Origin of the sequence: Chlorobium sp. N1 (assembly GCF_004332115.1) — a bacterium.
Lineage (GTDB): Bacteria > Bacteroidota > Chlorobiia > Chlorobiales > Chlorobiaceae > Chlorobium.
In genome coordinates this window covers 341,055-357,955 of sequence record NZ_SJPA01000002.1, presented here as the reverse complement: position 1 = coordinate 357,955, position 16,901 = coordinate 341,055, and the positions used below count along the sequence as shown (strand labels likewise).

General features: G+C 65.1%; 16 protein-coding genes. 9 read left to right on the top strand and 7 right to left on the bottom strand.

Features of this window, described 5'->3' with window-relative positions; genetic code table 11:
* The first annotated feature begins 2 nt into the window (after positions 1–2).
* The 5 genes from E0L29_RS05085 to E0L29_RS05065 are packed head-to-tail and all read left to right on the top strand — an operon-like array spanning position 3 to position 4,612.
* Entirely contained in the window at positions 3–620 is a 618-nt protein-coding gene (locus tag E0L29_RS05085; protein ID WP_131355820.1) for an indolepyruvate oxidoreductase subunit beta, read from the top strand.
* The gene (locus E0L29_RS05080) at positions 617–1,915 is read left to right on the top strand and encodes a phenylacetate--CoA ligase (RefSeq protein WP_131355638.1); all 1,299 of its coding nucleotides are present in this window, start codon (positions 617–619) and stop codon (positions 1,913–1,915) included. Before E0L29_RS05085 ends, E0L29_RS05080 begins: the two co-directional genes overlap by 4 nt.
* 18 nt (positions 1,916–1,933) lie before the next feature.
* The gene (locus E0L29_RS05075; RefSeq protein WP_131355635.1) at positions 1,934–2,362 is read left to right on the top strand and encodes an ACT domain-containing protein; all 429 of its coding nucleotides are present in this window, start codon (positions 1,934–1,936) and stop codon (positions 2,360–2,362) included.
* 15 nt (positions 2,363–2,377) lie between these two features.
* Positions 2,378–3,571, top strand: a complete 1,194-nt coding sequence (locus E0L29_RS05070; protein ID WP_131355632.1) for a PLP-dependent aminotransferase family protein — start codon at positions 2,378–2,380, stop codon at positions 3,569–3,571.
* 24 nt (positions 3,572–3,595) lie between these two features.
* Entirely contained in the window at positions 3,596–4,612 is a 1,017-nt protein-coding gene (locus tag E0L29_RS05065) for an SEC-C domain-containing protein (protein WP_131355629.1), read from the top strand.
* A 30-nt stretch (positions 4,613–4,642) separates the two neighbouring features.
* Here the strand turns inward: E0L29_RS05065 and E0L29_RS05060 are convergent, their stop codons facing one another.
* From E0L29_RS05060 to E0L29_RS05050, 3 genes are all read right to left on the bottom strand, one after another.
* A complete protein-coding gene (locus E0L29_RS05060) occupies positions 4,643–5,296 on the bottom strand; it encodes a hypothetical protein (protein WP_131355626.1) in 654 nt (217 codons plus the stop codon).
* Between the two features lie 176 nt (positions 5,297–5,472).
* On the bottom strand, positions 5,473–6,264 hold the full coding sequence (locus tag E0L29_RS05055; protein ID WP_165498825.1) for a DUF4412 domain-containing protein: 792 nt from the start codon (positions 6,262–6,264) through the stop codon (positions 5,473–5,475).
* A gap of 123 nt (positions 6,265–6,387) precedes the next feature.
* Complete coding sequence (locus E0L29_RS05050; RefSeq protein ID WP_131355620.1) at positions 6,388–8,487, bottom strand: sigma 54-interacting transcriptional regulator; 2,100 nt, start codon at positions 8,485–8,487, stop codon at positions 6,388–6,390.
* Between the two features lie 213 nt (positions 8,488–8,700).
* Between E0L29_RS05050 and E0L29_RS05045 the strand changes: the two genes are divergently transcribed.
* Genes E0L29_RS05045 through E0L29_RS05030 form a run of 4 tightly spaced genes read left to right on the top strand, consistent with a single transcriptional unit; the run spans position 8,701 to position 13,105 of the window.
* Positions 8,701–10,041 carry a TolC family protein gene (locus E0L29_RS05045; protein WP_242664286.1) on the top strand — a complete coding sequence of 447 codons (1,341 nt, stop codon included), beginning with the start codon at positions 8,701–8,703 and terminating at the stop codon, positions 10,039–10,041.
* The gene (locus E0L29_RS05040) at positions 10,038–10,508 is read left to right on the top strand and encodes a universal stress protein (RefSeq protein WP_131355817.1); all 471 of its coding nucleotides are present in this window, start codon (positions 10,038–10,040) and stop codon (positions 10,506–10,508) included. Before E0L29_RS05045 ends, E0L29_RS05040 begins: the two co-directional genes overlap by 4 nt.
* Positions 10,509–10,515: 7 nt before the next feature.
* Entirely contained in the window at positions 10,516–11,487 is a 972-nt protein-coding gene (locus E0L29_RS05035) for an HlyD family secretion protein (protein ID WP_131355614.1), read from the top strand.
* 13 nt (positions 11,488–11,500) lie between these two features.
* On the top strand, positions 11,501–13,105 hold the full coding sequence (locus E0L29_RS05030) for a DHA2 family efflux MFS transporter permease subunit (RefSeq protein WP_131355611.1): 1,605 nt from the start codon (positions 11,501–11,503) through the stop codon (positions 13,103–13,105).
* Positions 13,106–13,165: 60 nt separating this feature from the next.
* Here the strand turns inward: E0L29_RS05030 and E0L29_RS05025 are convergent, their stop codons facing one another.
* From E0L29_RS05025 to cobA, 4 genes are all read right to left on the bottom strand, one after another.
* The gene (locus E0L29_RS05025; RefSeq protein ID WP_131355608.1) at positions 13,166–14,452 is read right to left on the bottom strand and encodes an MFS transporter; all 1,287 of its coding nucleotides are present in this window, start codon (positions 14,450–14,452) and stop codon (positions 13,166–13,168) included.
* Positions 14,439–15,140, bottom strand: a complete 702-nt coding sequence (locus tag E0L29_RS05020) for a uridine kinase (protein ID WP_131355605.1) — start codon at positions 15,138–15,140, stop codon at positions 14,439–14,441. The genes E0L29_RS05025 and E0L29_RS05020 overlap by 14 nt, the downstream gene beginning before the upstream one ends.
* Positions 15,141–15,278: 138 nt before the next feature.
* Positions 15,279–15,488 carry a hypothetical protein gene (locus E0L29_RS05015; protein WP_131355602.1) on the bottom strand — a complete coding sequence of 70 codons (210 nt, stop codon included), beginning with the start codon at positions 15,486–15,488 and terminating at the stop codon, positions 15,279–15,281.
* Between the two features lie 29 nt (positions 15,489–15,517).
* On the bottom strand, positions 15,518–16,891 hold the full coding sequence (gene cobA, locus E0L29_RS05010; RefSeq protein WP_131355599.1) for a uroporphyrinogen-III C-methyltransferase: 1,374 nt from the start codon (positions 16,889–16,891) through the stop codon (positions 15,518–15,520).
* Positions 16,892–16,901 lie beyond the last annotated feature (10 nt).

The window sequence follows — 16,901 nt, the reverse complement described above, 5'->3', positions numbered from 1 at the left end:
GTATGAAACAGGACATCATCCTGGCCGGCGTCGGGGGACAGGGCATCCTCAGCATCGCGGCCGTCATCGACCTGGCGGCCCTCCACGGCGGCCTCGAGATCCGCCAGGCGGAGGTGCACGGCATGAGCCAGCGGGGCGGCGCCGTCGAGTCCCACCTGCGCCTGTCCGACCGTCCCATCCACAGCGACCTCATCGCCCGAGGCACGGCCGACCTCCTGATCTCGGTCGAACCGCTCGAAGCGCTGCGCCACCGTCCCTTCCTTGCCGCCGCCGGCCGTCTGGTCACGGCCATGGAGCCGGTCGTCAACATGGAAGGCTACCCCCCGATGGAGGAGGTCCGCCGCGAACTGCTCCGCTCCGGAAGGCCGGTCCTCGTCGAGGCCCATCGGATCGCCATCGGATGCGGCAGCCAGAAAGCCTCGAACATGGTGGTGCTCGGCGCGGCCGCGCCCTTCATCGCCATCCCCCCCGAGCGGATCGAGGCGGCCATCGGCGAGCTGTTCCGAAGGAAAGGGGCCGAGGTCGTCGACATGAACATCCGGGCCTTCCAGAGAGGCCTTGAAGCATCCCAAGAACAGGCCGCCTCCTGCGAGGGGCCCACAACCAGCGAAACGGCATGATCTGGAACCGTCAGTACGAATGCATGGAGCGCGAAGAGATGCGCAAACTCCAGGGCGAGCGCCTCTCGGCGATGGTCCGGCGGGTATGGAACACCGTCCCGTTCTACCGCCGCCGCCTCGAGGAACTCGGCATACAGCCCGGCGACATCAGAAGCATCGACGACCTTTCAAAGCTCCCCTTCACCACCAAGCAGGACCTGCGCGACAACTACCCCTTCGGGCTCTTCACCGTCCCGCAGGAAGGAATCGTGCGGCTGCACGCCTCGAGCGGCACGACCGGCAAGCCGACCGTCGTCGGCTACACGAAGCAGGACATCGCGATGTGGAGCGAGGTGGTCGCCCGATCGCTCACCATGGCCGGCATCACCGCCTCCGACATCATCCAGGTCGCCTACGGCTACGGGCTCTTCACCGGAGGCCTCGGCCTCCACTACGGTGCCGAGGCCGTCGGCGCCTCGGTCATCCCCATCTCTGGGGGCAACACGAAGAAGCAGCTCCAGCTGATGGTGGACTTCGGCTCCACGGCCCTGGCCTGCACCCCCTCCTACGCGGCCTTCCTCGGAGAGGCCATCATGGAGGAGAAGATCGCACCCGGCGACATCCGCCTGAAAGCCGGCATCTTCGGCGCCGAGCCCTGGACCGAAGGGATGCGCTCGGAGGTCGAGCGCCTGCTCGGCCTGAAGGCCTTCGACATCTACGGCCTCAGCGAGGTCATCGGCCCCGGCGTCTCGATGGAATGCAGCTGCCAGTCGGGCATGCACATCTTCGAGGACCACTTCATCCCCGAAATCGTCAACCCCGACACCGGCGAGGTGCTCCCCTACGGCGAGCTCGGCGAGCTGGTCTTCACGCCGGCCACGAAAGAGGCCATGCCGCTCATCCGCTACCGCACGCGTGACCTCACGCGCCTGCACGCCGAGCGCTGCGAGTGCGGCAGGACGCTGGTGCGCATGGACAAGTGCGTCGGCCGCTCCGACGACATGCTCATCATCCGCGGCGTCAACGTCTTCCCCTCGCAGGTCGAGTCGGTACTGCTCGAGATGAGCGAGACCCGCCCCCACTACCTGCTCACGGTCGACCGCGAGCACAACCTCGACACCCTTGAAGTCCAGGTCGAAGTCGAAGAGGCGTTCTTCAGCGACGAGGTCAGGGAGCTCGAGGGGCTGAGAAAAAAGATCCAGTCGGCCATCGCCAGCATGCTCGGGCTCACGGCCGCCGTACGGCTCGTCGAGCCGGGCACGATCGAGCGCAGCATGGGCAAGGCCCGCCGCGTCATCGACAACAGGAAATCCTAACGAGGAGGAAAGGAAACCATGATCATCCGACAGCTCTCGGTCTTTCTGGAAAACCGCACCGGCCGGCTCACCGAGCTGACCGGCGTGCTCGCCGAGCACGACATCAACATCTCGGCATTCAGCATCGCAGACTCCACCGACTACGGGATCCTCCGCATGATCGTGGGCAAACCCGAGATCGCCGAACGGGTGCTGAGGGAGCGGGGCTTCGCCGTCAAGGTCACCGACGTCATCTGCCTCATCATCCCGGACAAACCGGGCAGCCTCCACCACGCACTCGAAATCCTCTCGGAGAACGGCGTTCCGGTCGACTACATGTACGCCTTCGCCTCTGCCGAGGGACGGGCGACGGTGGTCATCCGCACCGACGAGGCGCAGGCTGCCATCCGGGTGCTGAGCCAGCACCGGCTCGAGCTCGTGCGCGCCGGCGACATCTACCAGCTCTGAGGGGAGGGAGAAACGATGGCGACATTCAGCAGGAGCGCCTCCGCGCTCCGTTCATCGGCGATACGCGACCTCATGAGCCTTGCCTCGCAGCCCGACATCATCTCGTTCGCCGGAGGCATGCCGGCAAACGAGCTCTTCCCGGTCGAAGAGGTCGAAGAGCTCTTCCGGGGCCTGTCCGACAGGGAAAAACGCTCGGCATTCCAGTACGGCCCCACCCAGGGGCTCCCCTCCCTCCTCGAATCCCTGGCCGAACGGCTGCGGCGGAAGGGGCTGCAGATGGAGGGCAACCGCATCCTCATCACCACCGGCTCCCAGCAGGCACTGAACCTGCTGGCCAGGGCCTTCGTCGACCCCGGGGACCGGGTGCTCACCGAGCGCCCCTGCTTCATCGGGGCCATTGCGGCCTTCCGAGCCGCCGGCGCCGAGGTGCGGAGCATCCCGCTGGACGCGGAAGGGATCGACATCGAAACCCTGGAAAAAGCGCTGGGGGAAGGCCCGAAGCCGAAGTTCCTCTACGTGACCCCCTACTTCCACAACCCCGCCGGCATCCTCTACGGCGAGCGGCGCAAGCGGGAGCTCATCGACACGCTCCGCGGGAGCGGCATACCGCTCATCGAAGACGACGCCTACGGAGACCTCTTCTTCCATCCCGAGGACCGGGATCGGCTGATTCCCATGCAAGCCCTCCCGCACGACGGCGTGGAGATCTGCTACACCGGCTCGTTCTCCAAGATCCTGGGGCCCGGCCTGCGACTCGGCTGGCTGCTCGCCCCGGAGGCGATTTACGGGAAATGCGAACTCATCAAACAGTCTTCCGACGCCTGCTCGCCGAGCTTCACCCAGGTGCTTGCCGACGCCGCCATCCGATCGGGGATGATGGAAGGGTACGTCGAACGGGTGCAAAGCGAGTACCGCGACCGGGCACGGGCCATGACCGATGCGCTCCGCCGCCACCTACCGGACTATGTCGAATGGAGTGAACCGAGGGGAGGGTTCTACATCTGGCTCACCCTGCCGGAAGGCGCCGACGCCGCACGGGTTCTTGAGAAAGCCATAGAGGCGGGAACGGTCTTCGTCACCGGCAGCACGTTCGACCCCGAAGGCGTGCGCCGGAACACCATGCGGCTCTCCTACTGCAACAACACCCCGGAAGAGATAGAACGGGGAATCCCGCTCATCGCCGAAGCCATCCGGGAATGCTGCGGCTGAAACCGCCGAAAGAAAAACCGCCCGATGAACACCATCCACCCGATACCATGCCCCTGCGGCAGCGGCAAGCCCTTCAGCGAATGCTGCTTCCGCATCGCGCCAGCCAACGCCCCCTCACCCGCCGACGAGATCAGGGCGGCCATCGAAAGGGAGAGCAAACAGCGGCAGTTCTCATCCCTCGAAGAGCTCCAGGAGTTCATGAACGGGTTCATGCGCAGCCGCAACCAGGCGCCCCGCGACGATTTCGCAGGACTCTCCCCCGAACAGATGCACCGTTTCCTCAGCTTCCCGACGGCAAGCCCTGAGCTTGTCCGTTTTTCCGACCCGCTGCCGCACGAACCCGAAGCGCCCGCCACCACGATCTTCAAGGCGCTTGCCGAAGCAATCGGCAAAAAGGGGCTCAAGCCGACCGCGACGGGCAACCTCCCGAGAGCCGCCCTGCGCGAGGTCGCGCTAGGCGTCACGGGAAAGGAGACCATCAGCTACGGACGGCACAGCTGGAACATCAACAAAGAGCAGGACTACTGGGAACTCCATATCGTGCGCAATCTCGCGGAACTCGCCGGGCTTGTCCGAAAATACCGGGGACGCTTCATCCTCAGCAGGAAATGCCTCACCCTCGTCGACCGGCACGGCATGGCGGGCGTCTGGCCGGAGCTGCTGAGGACCTACGCCACGCAGTTCAACTGGGGCTACAGCGACGGATACCCGGCGTTCCGCATCATCCAGCAGTCCTTCCTCTTCACGCTCCATCTGCTCAGGAGGTTCGGGGAAGAGATGCGCCCAGGAAGGTTCTACGCGGAAGCCTTCCTGCGGGCATTTCCGGCAATCCTGCAGGAGGCGCCCGAGAAAAGATGGACCACCCCCGAAAGCGAAGCCGGGGGGTGCTACCTGCTCAGGGCGATGGACCGGTTCGCGGGGTTTTTCGGGCTGGCGGAAGTCATTGAAAAAGAGCGCGTGACGGGAGAGGATCCCATCGAGAGGTACCGCATCAGGGCCCTGCCGCTCCTCTGGGAGGCCGTCGACATCCGGCTCCGCTGAACAGCAGCCGGGCCGGCAGGGCGGGAGGAGTCATTCCGCCTCCCATCCCCTGTTCGTCAGCACCAGCTTGATCGACTCCGGCTCCTTCGAAACCGCCGACCCGAGAACCGAACGGGCCCACTTCGGGGCGCCGGCCACCTTTCTGGTATACTCGACCGTACTCATCCTCACCCCCATGCCCTCCGCCGGCTCGGTCCAGCGGATGATGCGGCCCACCGCGACCCGCCCGATGGGAAAGGCGTACTCCGCGTCTGATCCCGAGCCGCTTCGCAGAAACTCCACCTCCTTCTGCTTCGACTTCTTCAGGAGGTAGACGCTGTAACGGGTCTTGAACCATGAGCCGAACGGCCGGTCGGTGCAGACCACCTCGGCGATACCCGCCTTCACCAGGTCGTCCATGAGGCTTCCGGCCGTCCGAGCCGACGCCCATGAACTGCGCGACTGGACCCGCAGCACGATATCGCCCGCTTCAGGGCTGAACGCCTCCGGCACCTGATCGTACTGCGAGCGCGGAAACTCTTCGACCCTCACCCGCAGCTGCCGGTCGATCGAAGCCTCGACCGCTTTACGGAAATTCGACTCACTGGCCGCCCTGGGGTTTGAGCATCCGGCAAAAACGGCAAGGAAAAGCAAGAGAAGAGCGGTATGGAAAAGAGGGGGGACGGCTGCGGTGCGGCTCTGCATGGCGATCGGGTTCAGGTTGACGAAACGCGGGGTTCACGGGCCGGGGCCCGTACCACTTCGGCAAGAACCGTACCACGACGAACCGCCGCCTGATGGAGAGAATGCGGTGCCCGCGCCGGCATCACGGGTTGATACACCGGGGGTCATTATGACACAGCGCAGCCCCCGCTCCCTTTTCAGCGCGCCTCAAGCCGGCGCTGCAGCTGTTCGGCGGCCTTCCTGATGCCCTCGATAGCCTCCGGCGAGAGCCGCTGCGCTTCGATGCCGCGCAGATCGGCTTTGCGGTAGTGCGCCGGAAGGCGGAAAAGCGCGGGATCCGGCCGCATCCGTTCCAGCCCCACAAGATCGGTCACCACTCCGGAGGGGTGGTGGAGGATCCTGACCGGGAACCCCTCGAGACCGGCACTGCGGAGTTTCCGGGCAACGAGCAAGGCGGCTTCGCGGTTTGCGGCCTGCATGCGGGTCCAGGCCACAGAGTCCAGAAGGTCGCCGTTCAGCCAAAGCTCGACCGACTCCCCGCTCCCGTTTCCGGCAATACGCACGTGCGTCGCAGGGTAGCCGTTCACCACCTCCTCGCCGAGCCGCTCCACACCGGCCCCCGCGACCGGATCGACGGCATCGTCCGCCTGCGGCTCCGGCGCGTCGAAGAACGTATAGGTTCTTGCCGCATCGTTGAGCACATAGATGCGGCCGGGTTCCGAAGCCTGGAAGAGCACGGTTACCGGCACCCGGCCGGAAAGCCCGGCGAGGCTGGCGGTACTTTCGGTGCGGATACCGCCCTCTCCGACGATGATCTTCGTCGTCGTGGCACCCGTGCCGGGGATCACGGTCTTCATGCTCAACACGCCTTCGAAGGGATTTGCCGGATCGGCGGTGCCGACCCTCTCCGAGGCGCCCTGGCCCTTGCAGGCCACAAACAGCATGATGGAAAAAAGGAAGAATGCGAACAGACGTACGGTGTGTTTCATGGCGGTGTGCATTGGTGGTTCCCGAACAGCATCGCAGTGCGCTCATGGAGGAAAGCACCCCGGCGGCCTCATCGTTTGAAATGTACGCAAATCCGCACCAAAGGCGTAGCAGGAAACCGCCCTTCAGCTATGCTGCTTTCGGATGCCGAGCTTGTCGATGCGGCTGTAGAGGGTTTTCGGATGCATCCCGAGCCGCTCGGCCGCACCGCCCTTGCCGCTGACGCGCCCGCCCGCACTCCTGAGAACGTCGAGGATGAGCCGGCGCTCCATCCGCCGCACCTCATCCTCGAACGCCTCCATGGTCTGCTGCTCCCGGGGAACATCGATGCCGGAAGCGGCCAAATGGGTGAGCACGGCGGAGAAATCCAGGAAACTGCCCTCGGAGACGATGACCGACTGCTCGACGACATGGGCGAGTTCGCGGACGTTGCCCTTCCAGGGGCGCAGGGCGAGTTCCTGCATGTCGACCTCGCGGATGGCACGCTCGGGCCTGCCGAACTCGCGCGCGAACTTCCGGGCGAAGTGCACGGCAAGCATCGGAATGTCGCCGTGGCGCTCGCGCAGCGGCGGAATGGCGATCGGGAACGCGTTCAGGCGGAAGTAAAGGTCTTCGCGGAACCTCCCCTCCCGGACCTCCCGCCGCAGGTCGCGGTTGGTGGCCGCGATGACGCGCACGTCGACCGGAATGACGCGCCCTCCGCCGACGCGCTCGAGCTCCCGCTCCTGGAGTACGCGCAGCATCTTGGCCTGCATCTCGGGGGGCAGTTCGCCGACCTCGTCGAGGAAGATGGTGCCGCCGTCGGCGAGCTCGAACTTGCCGATGCGCCGGGCACCGGCCCCCGTAAAGCTGCCTTTTTCATGGCCGAAGAGCTCGCTCTCGATGAGGGTTGCAGGAAGGGCTGCGCAGTTGACCTTGACGAGCACGCTGCGGCGCCGGGGAGAAAGGTTGTGGATGGCGCGGGCGAAAAGCTCCTTGCCGGTACCGGTCTCCCCTTCGATGAGGACGGTCGCGTCGGTCGGCGCCACCTGGCTCACCCGGCGCTGCACGGCAGAAAGGGCCGCGCTCTGGCCGATGATCTCCTCGAAGTTGTGCGCGGCGCTGATCTCCTCGACCAGATAGGTGCGCTCCCCCTCCAGCTTCCGGCGGAGCTTGTCGATCTCCTCGAAGGCGAGCCAGTTCTGCAGGGCGAGCGAGAGCTGGGGAAGGATGAGTCCGACGGTCGCAAGATCCTCCTCGCCGAAAGGGCTCTCGCTGCCCGAGATGATGACCCCCGCGCGGCTTCCCGGCAGATCCCAGAGCTGCGCGCTCATGATGGTGCCGATCCGGTACCTGTCACGAACCTCGGCAACCAGCGAGTACTCTTCGGCCAGGCGGCTGAAAGCTTCGCCTGAAAAGACTCCCGGCCGGGCGATGAGCTCGAGGCTTTCGCGAACCGCGACCTCCGGCTCGACGGCTTCGAGGCGCTCCTCGACCGAAACCGGCACGAACCGGTGGTGCTCGTCCTGCATGAAGTTGTCGAACAGGCGGGGCCTGCCGTCGTCGCCGAACACCCTGATGCCGAGGAAGGTGGAGGGAACCAGCTTGTTGATCTGCTCGCAGACGGCCAGGAGCATCTTGCGCCGGTCGCGGATGGTCATGAGCGCATTGTTGACCGCCAGCTGCATGGCCGTCTGGGCCTCGCTCTGGCGCAGCTCCTCATAAGCCATGGCGTTGCTGACCGCCATGGCGATGGGCGAGGAGACCCCCTCGAGCAGCTCCCGGTCGGCCCGGCTCCAGACGCTCTCCTCGCGGGAGACGAAGTTGAGGAACCCGATGACCCGCCCCCCGCTGCGCAGCGGAGAGAGCACAATCTGGCGCATGCCGAGGCCGTAGAGGATCTTCAGGACCGGGAACGCCTCATCCCCATGCTCCCGCAGCTCGGCCTCGATATTGAACGAGGTGACGGCAGGATCGGCAAGGAACGGTTCGAACCAGGATCCGGCGATGAGGCGCTTTTCGCGCGTCAACCCCCGGGGGAGCTCGAAACGAAGCATCTCGAAAAAGACGCTCACATGGCGCCGGTCCCGGTCGAGGGTGACGATGACGGCCGAATCGAACTCGAAGATGAGCCGGAGCTTGTCGGCAAGGGCGTGGAAGAGCTCGCGGGGATCGCGGAGCGTGCCCACGGCGTCGCTGATGTACTGCATCAGCCGGATGGATTCCAGGCGTGTATCGGAGGTCATGAGCCGGAGGATATGCCGTCATTCCTGCAATTTCGGAACACTCTTTTCAGAATATTCTGAATTTTCAGGAAAAACCAAAACCAGGAGTAAAAACATCCGAAAATAACCACATGTTTATCAGTACGTTACGGCGAAAGACGGACATCCCCTCGACTGGCACAGGAATTGCAATACCCACTATACACTGCAACTTCACCACCAATGCCGCCGATCATGAACAGGACCCTCGCCGCAGCGATGCTCATCACCCTGGCCGCCACTACGGCCGACTGGCCGCTCAACAGGAACGCCGAAGCCAGGGAGCTCACCCTCCGCGAGGCGGTCGGCAGCATGAAAGAGAACAGCCCGGCCCTGCGAAGCGCAAGGGAGATGGTGAAATCCTCCGACGCGGCGGTCCAGGCCAGAAGAAGCGGCTGGCTGCCCCGGATCGAAGGCACGGCGACCTACGCCTACCGCGACCGGGTCAACCAGATCCAGGCCCAGCAGTTCATGCCGAACGACAGCTACGACGCCAGACTGTCTGCATCAATGATGCTCTTCGACTTCGGCCGAACCGCCAAAAGCGTGAAGATGGCCCTGGCGGGACGAAGCGCGGCCGGCTACCGAGAAGCGCTTGCCGAGCGCGACCTCTCCTGGGCGACCATCCAGATCTTCTACGACATGCTCTTCCTCCGCGAAGCCGTCAAGGTGCAGGAGAAGGAGATCGCCGCGCTGGAAAAGAACCTCGACGTCACCCGGAAACGCTACGATGAAGGGGTGGCGACCCGCTTCGACCTGCTCACGACCGAGGTGCGCCTCGCTTCGGCCCGGAACCGCAGGCTCGACCTCGAGACCGAACTCAGAAACCAGGAGGTCTCGCTCCGCCGCCTCTGCGCCGTGCCGGACGACGAGCCGCTGGAGCTGAACGGCTCGTTCGCCCTCGACGAAAAAGGGAACCGGGCTGCAACCGCCGAGGAGCAGGCGCTCGGGAACCGGCTCGAAGTGAAGCTCGCGGCCGAAAAGACCCGCGCCGCAAAAGCGGAGAAATCGCTCGCCGGGCGCGAGGGGATGCCGAAAATCACCGGCACCCTCTCCTGGGGCACGAGCAACGGCTGGCTCCCGGATTCCGACCCCGACCTCGGCACCATGCGAGAGAGCACTTCCGCCGGCGTGCGGCTCGAGGTGCCGATCTTCACCGGCTTTGCGACGGCCGCCGCACGGCGCGGGGCGCTCGCCCGCGAGCGTGCCGCCGAACAGGAACGGATCGATGCGGAGCAGCAGGTCCGCGCGGAGGTGCGCCAGAGCCTGAACTCGCTGAAAACCAGCCGCGAAATGATCGCCACCACCACCCTGCAGGTGGAGCAGGCCCGGCTCGCGGCCGAAAACGCCCGGATCCGCCACCTGAACGGGCTGGCCACCACGCTCGACTTGCTCGACACGGAAGCCTCGCTTGCCGAGGCCGAACTCGGCAACCTCCGGGCGCGCTACGCCTTCGTCATGAACACCTACGCATGCAGGAAAGCCGCCGGAGAGCCGCTCCTGCAGGAACCCTCAACGGAGCCCGAACGACCATGACCCGACACCACAGCACCGTTCTCTGCCCGGTGGACTTTTCCGCCGATTCGGACCACACCCTGCAGTATCTTGCCGGAGTGCATCCCGAGCAGGGGAGCCTCATCGTCCTGCACGTGGCCGAGGACAACGGCACCGACCGCCAGGCGCTCCTCAGGAAGCACCTGACGAAGTTCTCCGCATACTCCGAACTCCTCGCCGGCTCGGGCTGGGACGTGCGCTTCTCCATCGAGTACGGCGCGCCAGCCAAAGCGATCGTCATGGCGGCCGAGAGGCACCGGGCAAGCCTCATCGTGATGGGCTCGCACGGCAGGAACCGCATGCCGCGCCTCCTCGTCGGCAGCACGGCCGAGGCGGTCCTCCGCCAGGCCACCTGCCCCGTCTCCATCCTGCGCATGGCCGAGGGGACGACTGAAAACCTGATGGACAGAGAGAAGGAAGATGCTTTCCCGCAAACCGCCAACGCCTGAAGCCCGTATGGACACAGAAGAGAAGCAGAACACCGCAGAAAGGAAACCCGCGGCAGGCCCGCTGAAAATGGCCGTCCTCGGGGTGCTCGCCGCCCTGGGACTCGCCTGGGGAGGGCAGCACCTCGTCCACTCCCTCCACTACGAAAAGACCGACAACGCCCAGATCGAAGGGGACGTCTATACGGTGATCTCCCGGGTGCCGGGGAAGGTGCAGGAGGTTACGGCAGAGGACAACCGGCTCGTCAGAAAGGGCGAGCGGCTGATCAGGCTCGACTCCCTCGACTTCGTCGTCCGCCGAAACGAAGCGAAAGCCGCCCTCGAAAACGCCGAAGCGGCTGCCGCGGCAGCCAAAGCCTCGATCAGGGCGGCTTCGGCGGACGAGGAGAAACTCCGGGCCGACCTCCGGCGAAGCCGCAACCTCCACAGCCGGGACGTAATTTCGAAAGCCGAGCTGGACGCCGTGAGCGCCGGCGCGGAGGCTGCATCGGCAGGACATGCCGCCGCCATCAGCCGGTACAGGGCCGCCCGGGCGCAGGTCGAGCTCCAGAGAGCCGCACTCGAAAGCGCCCGTCTCCAGCTCTCCTACACCTCGATCAACGCCCCCGCCGAAGGCTACATCTCGAGGAAGAACGTACAGCCGGGCCAGTTCGTGCAGCCCGGTCAGCAGCTCATCGCCCTCATCGGCAGCGGGAAGCTGTGGGTGGTGGCCAACTTCAAGGAGACGCAGATGGAGAAGATGCGCCCCGGCCAGAAAGCCACGATCCGTATCGACGCCTTCCCGGGCGAGGAGCTCGAGGGAACGGTCGAATCGATCTCGGCAGGCACCGGCTCGAAATTCTCCCTGCTGCCGCCCGACAACGCGAGCGGCAACTTCGTGAAAGTGGCCCAGCGCGTCCCGGTGAAAATCGTCTTCGACCGGAAGCCGGAACTGCCCCTTTCGGCCGGCATGAACGTGGTGGTCGACGTACGGGTGGATTAGGGAGGGCACCAGCATGAGCCGAGCAGCAACCCCGTCAATCCCGGAGAGTACCGGAGAACATGTCTACGAGACCGGCGCACGCCGCACCATCATCACCCTGACGGTGATCGTGGCGGCGATGCTCGAGCTGATCGACACCACGATCGTCAACGTCGCCATCAACCACATCAGCGGCAATCTCGGAGCAAGCATCGAGGACGTCTCCTGGGTGGTGACGAGCTACGCCATCGCCAACGTCATCGTCATCCCGCTCTCGGGATTCCTCGGCAACCTGCTCGGCCGGCGCACCTACTTCATCGGCTCGATCCTGCTCTTCACCACGGCATCGCTGCTCTGCGGACTCTCCGAGAACATCTGGACGCTGGTCTTCTTCCGTTTCCTGCAGGGCATCGGCGGCGGGGCCCTGCTGCCGACCTCCCAGGCCATCCTCTACGAAACCTTCCGCCCCGAAGAGCGGGGGGCTGCGACCGGCATCTTCTCCATGGGCCTCGTGCTCGGCCCCACCATCGGCCCGCTTCTCGGCGGCTACCTCGTCGATTACTTCAGCTGGGAGTGGTGCTTCTTCGTGAACATCCCGATCGGCCTCCTGGCCGCATGGTCCGCCTTCACCTTCATCCGCGAACCGCAGGTGCGACACAGGGTGCGGAAGATCGACTGGGCCGGCATCGGGCTCCTTGCCGCCGGCATCGGCTCGCTGCAGTTCATCCTCGAACGCGGCGAGTCGAAGGACTGGTTCGACACCCACTCCATCACCTGGTTCACCATCGTCGCCGTGGTCTCGCTGCTCGCCTTCGTCTGGTGGGAGCTGCGTACCGAGCACCCGGCCGTCGACCTCAGCGTGCTCTCGCGCAGCAAGAACCTGGCCATCGCCGCCGTGCTCACCTTCATCGTCGGCTACGGACTCTACGGCTCCCTCTTCGTCTTCCCGGTCTTCGTGCAGCGCCTGCTGGGCTTCACGGCGGTGCTGACGGGACTCGTGCTTTTCCCGAGCGCCATGCTGACGGGCATCATCTCCCTTCCGCTCGGCATCTCGCTCCAGAAGGGAGTCTCGCCGAAACTCCTCATGAGCTTCGGCATGTTCACCTTCATGATCTTCTGCTGGGAGCTGGGCCAGGCGACCATGCAGTCGGGAGCCGCGGATTTCTTCTGGGTGCTGCTCCTGCGCGGCCTCTCGCTCGGCTTCATCTTCATCCCGGTCACCATGCTGGCCGTAACGGGCCTGCACGGCCGCGACATCGGACAGGCGACCGGACTGAACAACATGGTCCGCCAGCTCGGCGGCTCGTTCGGCATCGCCATCACCAACACCTACGTGGCCAAGCGGTTCGCCGCACACCGCGCCGAGCTCGTCAGCAGCATCTCGCCCTTCGACCCGGCGGCCGTCGAACGGCTCGAAGCCATCCGCCAGTCGGCCGGCGCAAGGGCCGCGCTCTCCCCGGTCGAGGCCGACCAGCTCGCCCACCGGGCGCTCGACGCCACGGTGATGGCCCAGAGCTACCACCTCGCCTACATGGACGCCTTCATGCTGATCGCCGCCCTTTTTCTCTGCTGCCTTCCGCTCCTCTTCTTCATCAGGGAAGAAAAAGGCGGCGGGAAGAACGCCGCAGGGGCGCACTGAAGGGGTCGACGAACTGTTCACCTGCGGAGCATGCCCCTGAAGCGGCTCTGCCCCCCGGAATCATCCTTCCCCCTCCACCTCCGCCCTGTAACGGCGGTAGTCGCTGCGCACGCGACGGCTGTAGAAGATGATGGCGACGGCGGCCGCGAGCGTCACCGTGCACCCGAAGCGGATGGCCGGCCCGGTCCCGAACTGCTCGGAGAGCCACCCCACCTCGAGATTGCCGATCGGCATGAACCCCATGAACACCATCATATAGAGGCTCATCACCCTGCCGCGGTACCGGTCGTCGACGCTTCCCTGGATGGTCGCGCTCATCGTCGACACGGCGGCGACGAGCCCGAGCCCGCAGAGGAAGAGGAAAAAAAACGCGAGAGGGAGAAAGAGCGTATAGGTGAACCCCATCAGCGAGAGAGCGAAAAGGATGGTGCCGCCGGCGATGAAGACGAGCCGGTCGACCCTTCCCGAGTATATGGAAACAAGCACGGTGCCGATGACGGAGCCGATGCCCGAGACGCCGTACAGCCAGCCGAGCCCGGTGGCGTCCATCTGGAACGAACGCTTGGCCACGACCGGCAGCATGGTGACATAGGACCACGCGAAAATTGAAATGACGGCGATGAAGACGACGATGGTGCGGATGAGCGGGTGCCGCCAGGAGTAAGAGAGCCCGTCGAGGATGGCCCGGACGGGATGGACGTTCTCCGTCCGGGGGCTTCTGGTTCCAGTCCTGATGAGCAGGAGCGAGAGCAGGACGGCAAAGAAGCTGAACCCGTTGACGATGAAGGCCGTGCCGGTGCCGGCCACGGCGATGAGCACGCCGGCGATGGCCGGCCCGATGACGCGCGAACCATTATAGATCGCAGAGTTCAGGGCGATGGCCGAGGAAAGATGCTCCCGTTCGACCATTTCGCTGAGAAAGGCCTGCAGGGCGGGCACGTTGATGGCGTTGACGCAGCCGAGAAGGAAGGAGAGGACGAGGATGATCGGCATCGTGACCGTTCCGGCAAGGGCGAAGATACCGAGAATGAAGGCCAGCACCATGGCCGACGACTGGGTCCAGAAAAGGATGACGCGCCGCGGATGGCGGTCGACGAGGACCCCGCCGTAGAGCGAGAGGAAGAGGGTCGGGAGGGTTGAAGCGGCGGCGGCCAGGCCGACGTCGAAAGCCGAGCCGGTGAGCTCGAGCACGAGCCACCCCTGGGCGACCATCTGGATCCAGGTGCCGACCATGGAGACCACCTGGCCGGGGAAGTAGCGGCGGAAGTTCACACTCCGGAATGCCGGAAAGGCCGAGAGGAGTGACTCCTTGAGAGGGTGGGCCCGGGAAGCGCTAGTCTCCCGCATAGTCGCCCTCTGCCGAGGCATCGTCGGGATCCGGGGCTTCGTGGACGCGGTAGTCATGATCGATGGTCAGGTCGGCGCGGTAGCGGAAGGCCAGCACGTCCTCATGCTCTTTTTCAAGAACCCTGAGCCGGTACTCGTCGTTGCTCTCCTTGCCGCGCAAATCCTGGTTCCTTCGGGTCTCGCGCCAGGTCAGGTCGATATAGACGCAGAGGTCGGCATCCTTGATGCCGAGAGCGTACAGGCCGTCGACGACGAGCACGTCGACCTTCGCGTAGTCCGTGATGAGCCGGTCGAGCTGGCCGCTGACGATGTCGATGCACGGCATGAGCGAGTGGCGCCCGGCCCGGAAGTCGGCGATGTTGCTTTTCAGGAGATCCCAGTCGTACTCCCCCACCCCGACGTGCTCGAAGTTGTCGGCGATGCGCGCGGCGAGCCGCTCCGAGGGAGAGACGCGGTAGTAGTTGTCGGTATGGAGGATCTTGGGCTGCGCGCCGGCCCGGCGCAGCGCCATGGCCAGCGAGTGCGAGAGCTCGGACTTGCCGCTGCCGGACTCCCCGGAGATGGCCACGATGTACTTGTGTCCGGGATGTTCGTGGCGGAGCTTCTGCATGTCGGAGAGCACCCGGTCGGCGATGAGTGCGGCGGCCGCGATATGTTGCTCGCGTATGAGGAGGACATCACCCAGCATAGAGAGGAGAGTTTGTCTTCGCAGGCGGCCCGCACGGAAAGGAGGCCCGACGCGAATGGATTGGAACGGGCGCTAAGGCCCCTCGGCTGACAGGATGAATATACGCGTTTTGGCCGGAAAACGCATAGACCCCGAACCTTACTCCAGACTCTCCCCCTCGGCCCGCTCCCGCCTCTCGGCCGTGCGGGCTTCAGGCGCGGATGCGCCCGGCTCCCGGGAACGGCAGTGCTCGGCCTCGCAGGAGTCCGGCCCCAGGCCGGATCCTTCCGTCCGCCGCTCATCGCAGGACGCGTCGCCCTCCCTGCGGCGGCATCGGTGGAAAAGTGCTGAAGCGTGAGCTGCTGCCATGGCGATGGTCTCTTTTTCGGTTGCGTTATTCAGCGTTTTCCGCCGAAGATCCGGGCGAACTCGGCTTCGGTCCCGCTGTCGGCCCCTGTCACCGTGATCCGGTCTGGAACCGAACGGTAGAGGGCGCTGAAGTTCTTCACGCACGAAGGGGAGGAGAACCAGATCTCGTCGATGAAGTCAAGATCGACCGTCTCCTCCTGCTCGTGCTTGCCGTGCAGGTAGACGGAGAGCGGCGTAACCGTGCTGCCTTCCTCCTCGAGCGCGTTGACGAGGTAGCTGTCGACGAGGTTCGAGCCGGGAAGGAGCACCTTCTGCCGGCTCACGCCGCCCTCCCTGAGCAGGCCGCCGATGGCCGAGGGGCTCTCGGGCTCGAGCGCCAGGTCGCTGAGAATGCCGAACTTCTGCAGCTCGGTTGCCGCCGGGCGGCCGATGGTACAGATACGCGCCCCCGAGAGGTGGCGCACGTCGCGGCCGAACTCCATCAGGTAACCGAAGAAGTACTTGACGGCGAAGCGGTTCGGGAAGACGATGACGGGCCACTCCCCCACGCCCTCGATGCAGCGCTCGATCTCGGCGCGCTCGGCCGCCTCCTCCCTCCTGCAGGGAAAGTTGACCACCACGTAGTCGCGCTCGCTGAACTGCTTCGGCTCGCCGCCGACCACGAGCACCTTTTTCTTCCGGGAGAACCAGTTCTTCTCGATGAAATGGTTGATGTTCTCGCCGATGATGAGCAGGGCCGGAGAGTACGCCACGCGGTCGCGGCGCAGGAACTCGCCGATGGTACCGGTGAAGACCTGCTGGTTGTATCGGGTGGCGTTCTGGACGATGGCGACCTTCGTCGACTCCTTCCGCCCTTTCTTCAGGACCGCCTCGAGCACCTCGTGGACCGACGAGGCCACCATGTAGTAGACCAGCGTATCGGCGTCGGGGGCCTGGATCTTGTTGACCGGGTGGCCGGTGCAGAAGGCGACCGACGAGGAGACCTTGCGCATGGTGAGCGGGATCTCGCTGTAGGAGCTCGCACCGTGTGCGGCCGTGATGCCGGGAATGATCTCGTAGTCGATGCGGTGGCTGCGCAGGACGTCGATCTCCTCACCCCCGCGCCCGAACACGAACGGGTCGCCGCCCTTCAGTCGCGCGACAATCTTGCCGCGAAGCGCGTGGCGCACGATCTCCTCGTTGATGGCGTCCTGTTCGAAGTGGTGGCTGTCCTTGCGCTTGCCGGTATAGATCTTCAGCCCTTCGAACCGGTCGACGAGGGCGCTGGTGACCAGGTCATCGTAAAGGATCACGTCCGAGGCGCGGAGGGCACGCTCGGCCTTCAGGGTGAGCAGGTCGGGATCGCCGGGACCGGCGCCGATGATGTAAACGTAGCCTTTCGGGCGCTGCTGGTTCTTTTTCATGACTGTTGGT

What these genes read in the sequence shown, in the direction of transcription:
- E0L29_RS05050 (WP_131355620.1), bottom strand. Translation starts at nt 8,487, where the DNA reads ATGACCTCCGATACACGCCTGGAATCCATCCGGCTGATGCAGTACATC.
- E0L29_RS05020 (WP_131355605.1), bottom strand. Translation starts at nt 15,140, where the DNA reads ATGCTGGGTGATGTCCTCCTCATACGCGAGCAACATATCGCGGCCGCC.
- E0L29_RS05030 (WP_131355611.1), top strand. Translation starts at nt 11,501, where the DNA reads ATGAGCCGAGCAGCAACCCCGTCAATCCCGGAGAGTACCGGAGAACAT.
- E0L29_RS05060 (WP_131355626.1), bottom strand. Translation starts at nt 5,296, where the DNA reads ATGCAGAGCCGCACCGCAGCCGTCCCCCCTCTTTTCCATACCGCTCTT.
- E0L29_RS05040 (WP_131355817.1), top strand. Translation starts at nt 10,038, where the DNA reads ATGACCCGACACCACAGCACCGTTCTCTGCCCGGTGGACTTTTCCGCC.
- E0L29_RS05080 (WP_131355638.1), top strand. Translation starts at nt 617, where the DNA reads ATGATCTGGAACCGTCAGTACGAATGCATGGAGCGCGAAGAGATGCGC.
- E0L29_RS05025 (WP_131355608.1), bottom strand. Translation starts at nt 14,452, where the DNA reads ATGCGGGAGACTAGCGCTTCCCGGGCCCACCCTCTCAAGGAGTCACTC.
- E0L29_RS05065 (WP_131355629.1), top strand. Translation starts at nt 3,596, where the DNA reads ATGAACACCATCCACCCGATACCATGCCCCTGCGGCAGCGGCAAGCCC.
- E0L29_RS05015 (WP_131355602.1), bottom strand. Translation starts at nt 15,488, where the DNA reads ATGGCAGCAGCTCACGCTTCAGCACTTTTCCACCGATGCCGCCGCAGG.
- E0L29_RS05045 (WP_242664286.1), top strand. Translation starts at nt 8,701, where the DNA reads ATGAACAGGACCCTCGCCGCAGCGATGCTCATCACCCTGGCCGCCACT.
- E0L29_RS05085 (WP_131355820.1), top strand. Translation starts at nt 3, where the DNA reads ATGAAACAGGACATCATCCTGGCCGGCGTCGGGGGACAGGGCATCCTC.
- E0L29_RS05035 (WP_131355614.1), top strand. Translation starts at nt 10,516, where the DNA reads ATGGACACAGAAGAGAAGCAGAACACCGCAGAAAGGAAACCCGCGGCA.
- E0L29_RS05075 (WP_131355635.1), top strand. Translation starts at nt 1,934, where the DNA reads ATGATCATCCGACAGCTCTCGGTCTTTCTGGAAAACCGCACCGGCCGG.
- cobA (WP_131355599.1), bottom strand. Translation starts at nt 16,891, where the DNA reads ATGAAAAAGAACCAGCAGCGCCCGAAAGGCTACGTTTACATCATCGGC.
- E0L29_RS05055 (WP_165498825.1), bottom strand. Translation starts at nt 6,264, where the DNA reads ATGAAACACACCGTACGTCTGTTCGCATTCTTCCTTTTTTCCATCATG.
- E0L29_RS05070 (WP_131355632.1), top strand. Translation starts at nt 2,378, where the DNA reads ATGGCGACATTCAGCAGGAGCGCCTCCGCGCTCCGTTCATCGGCGATA.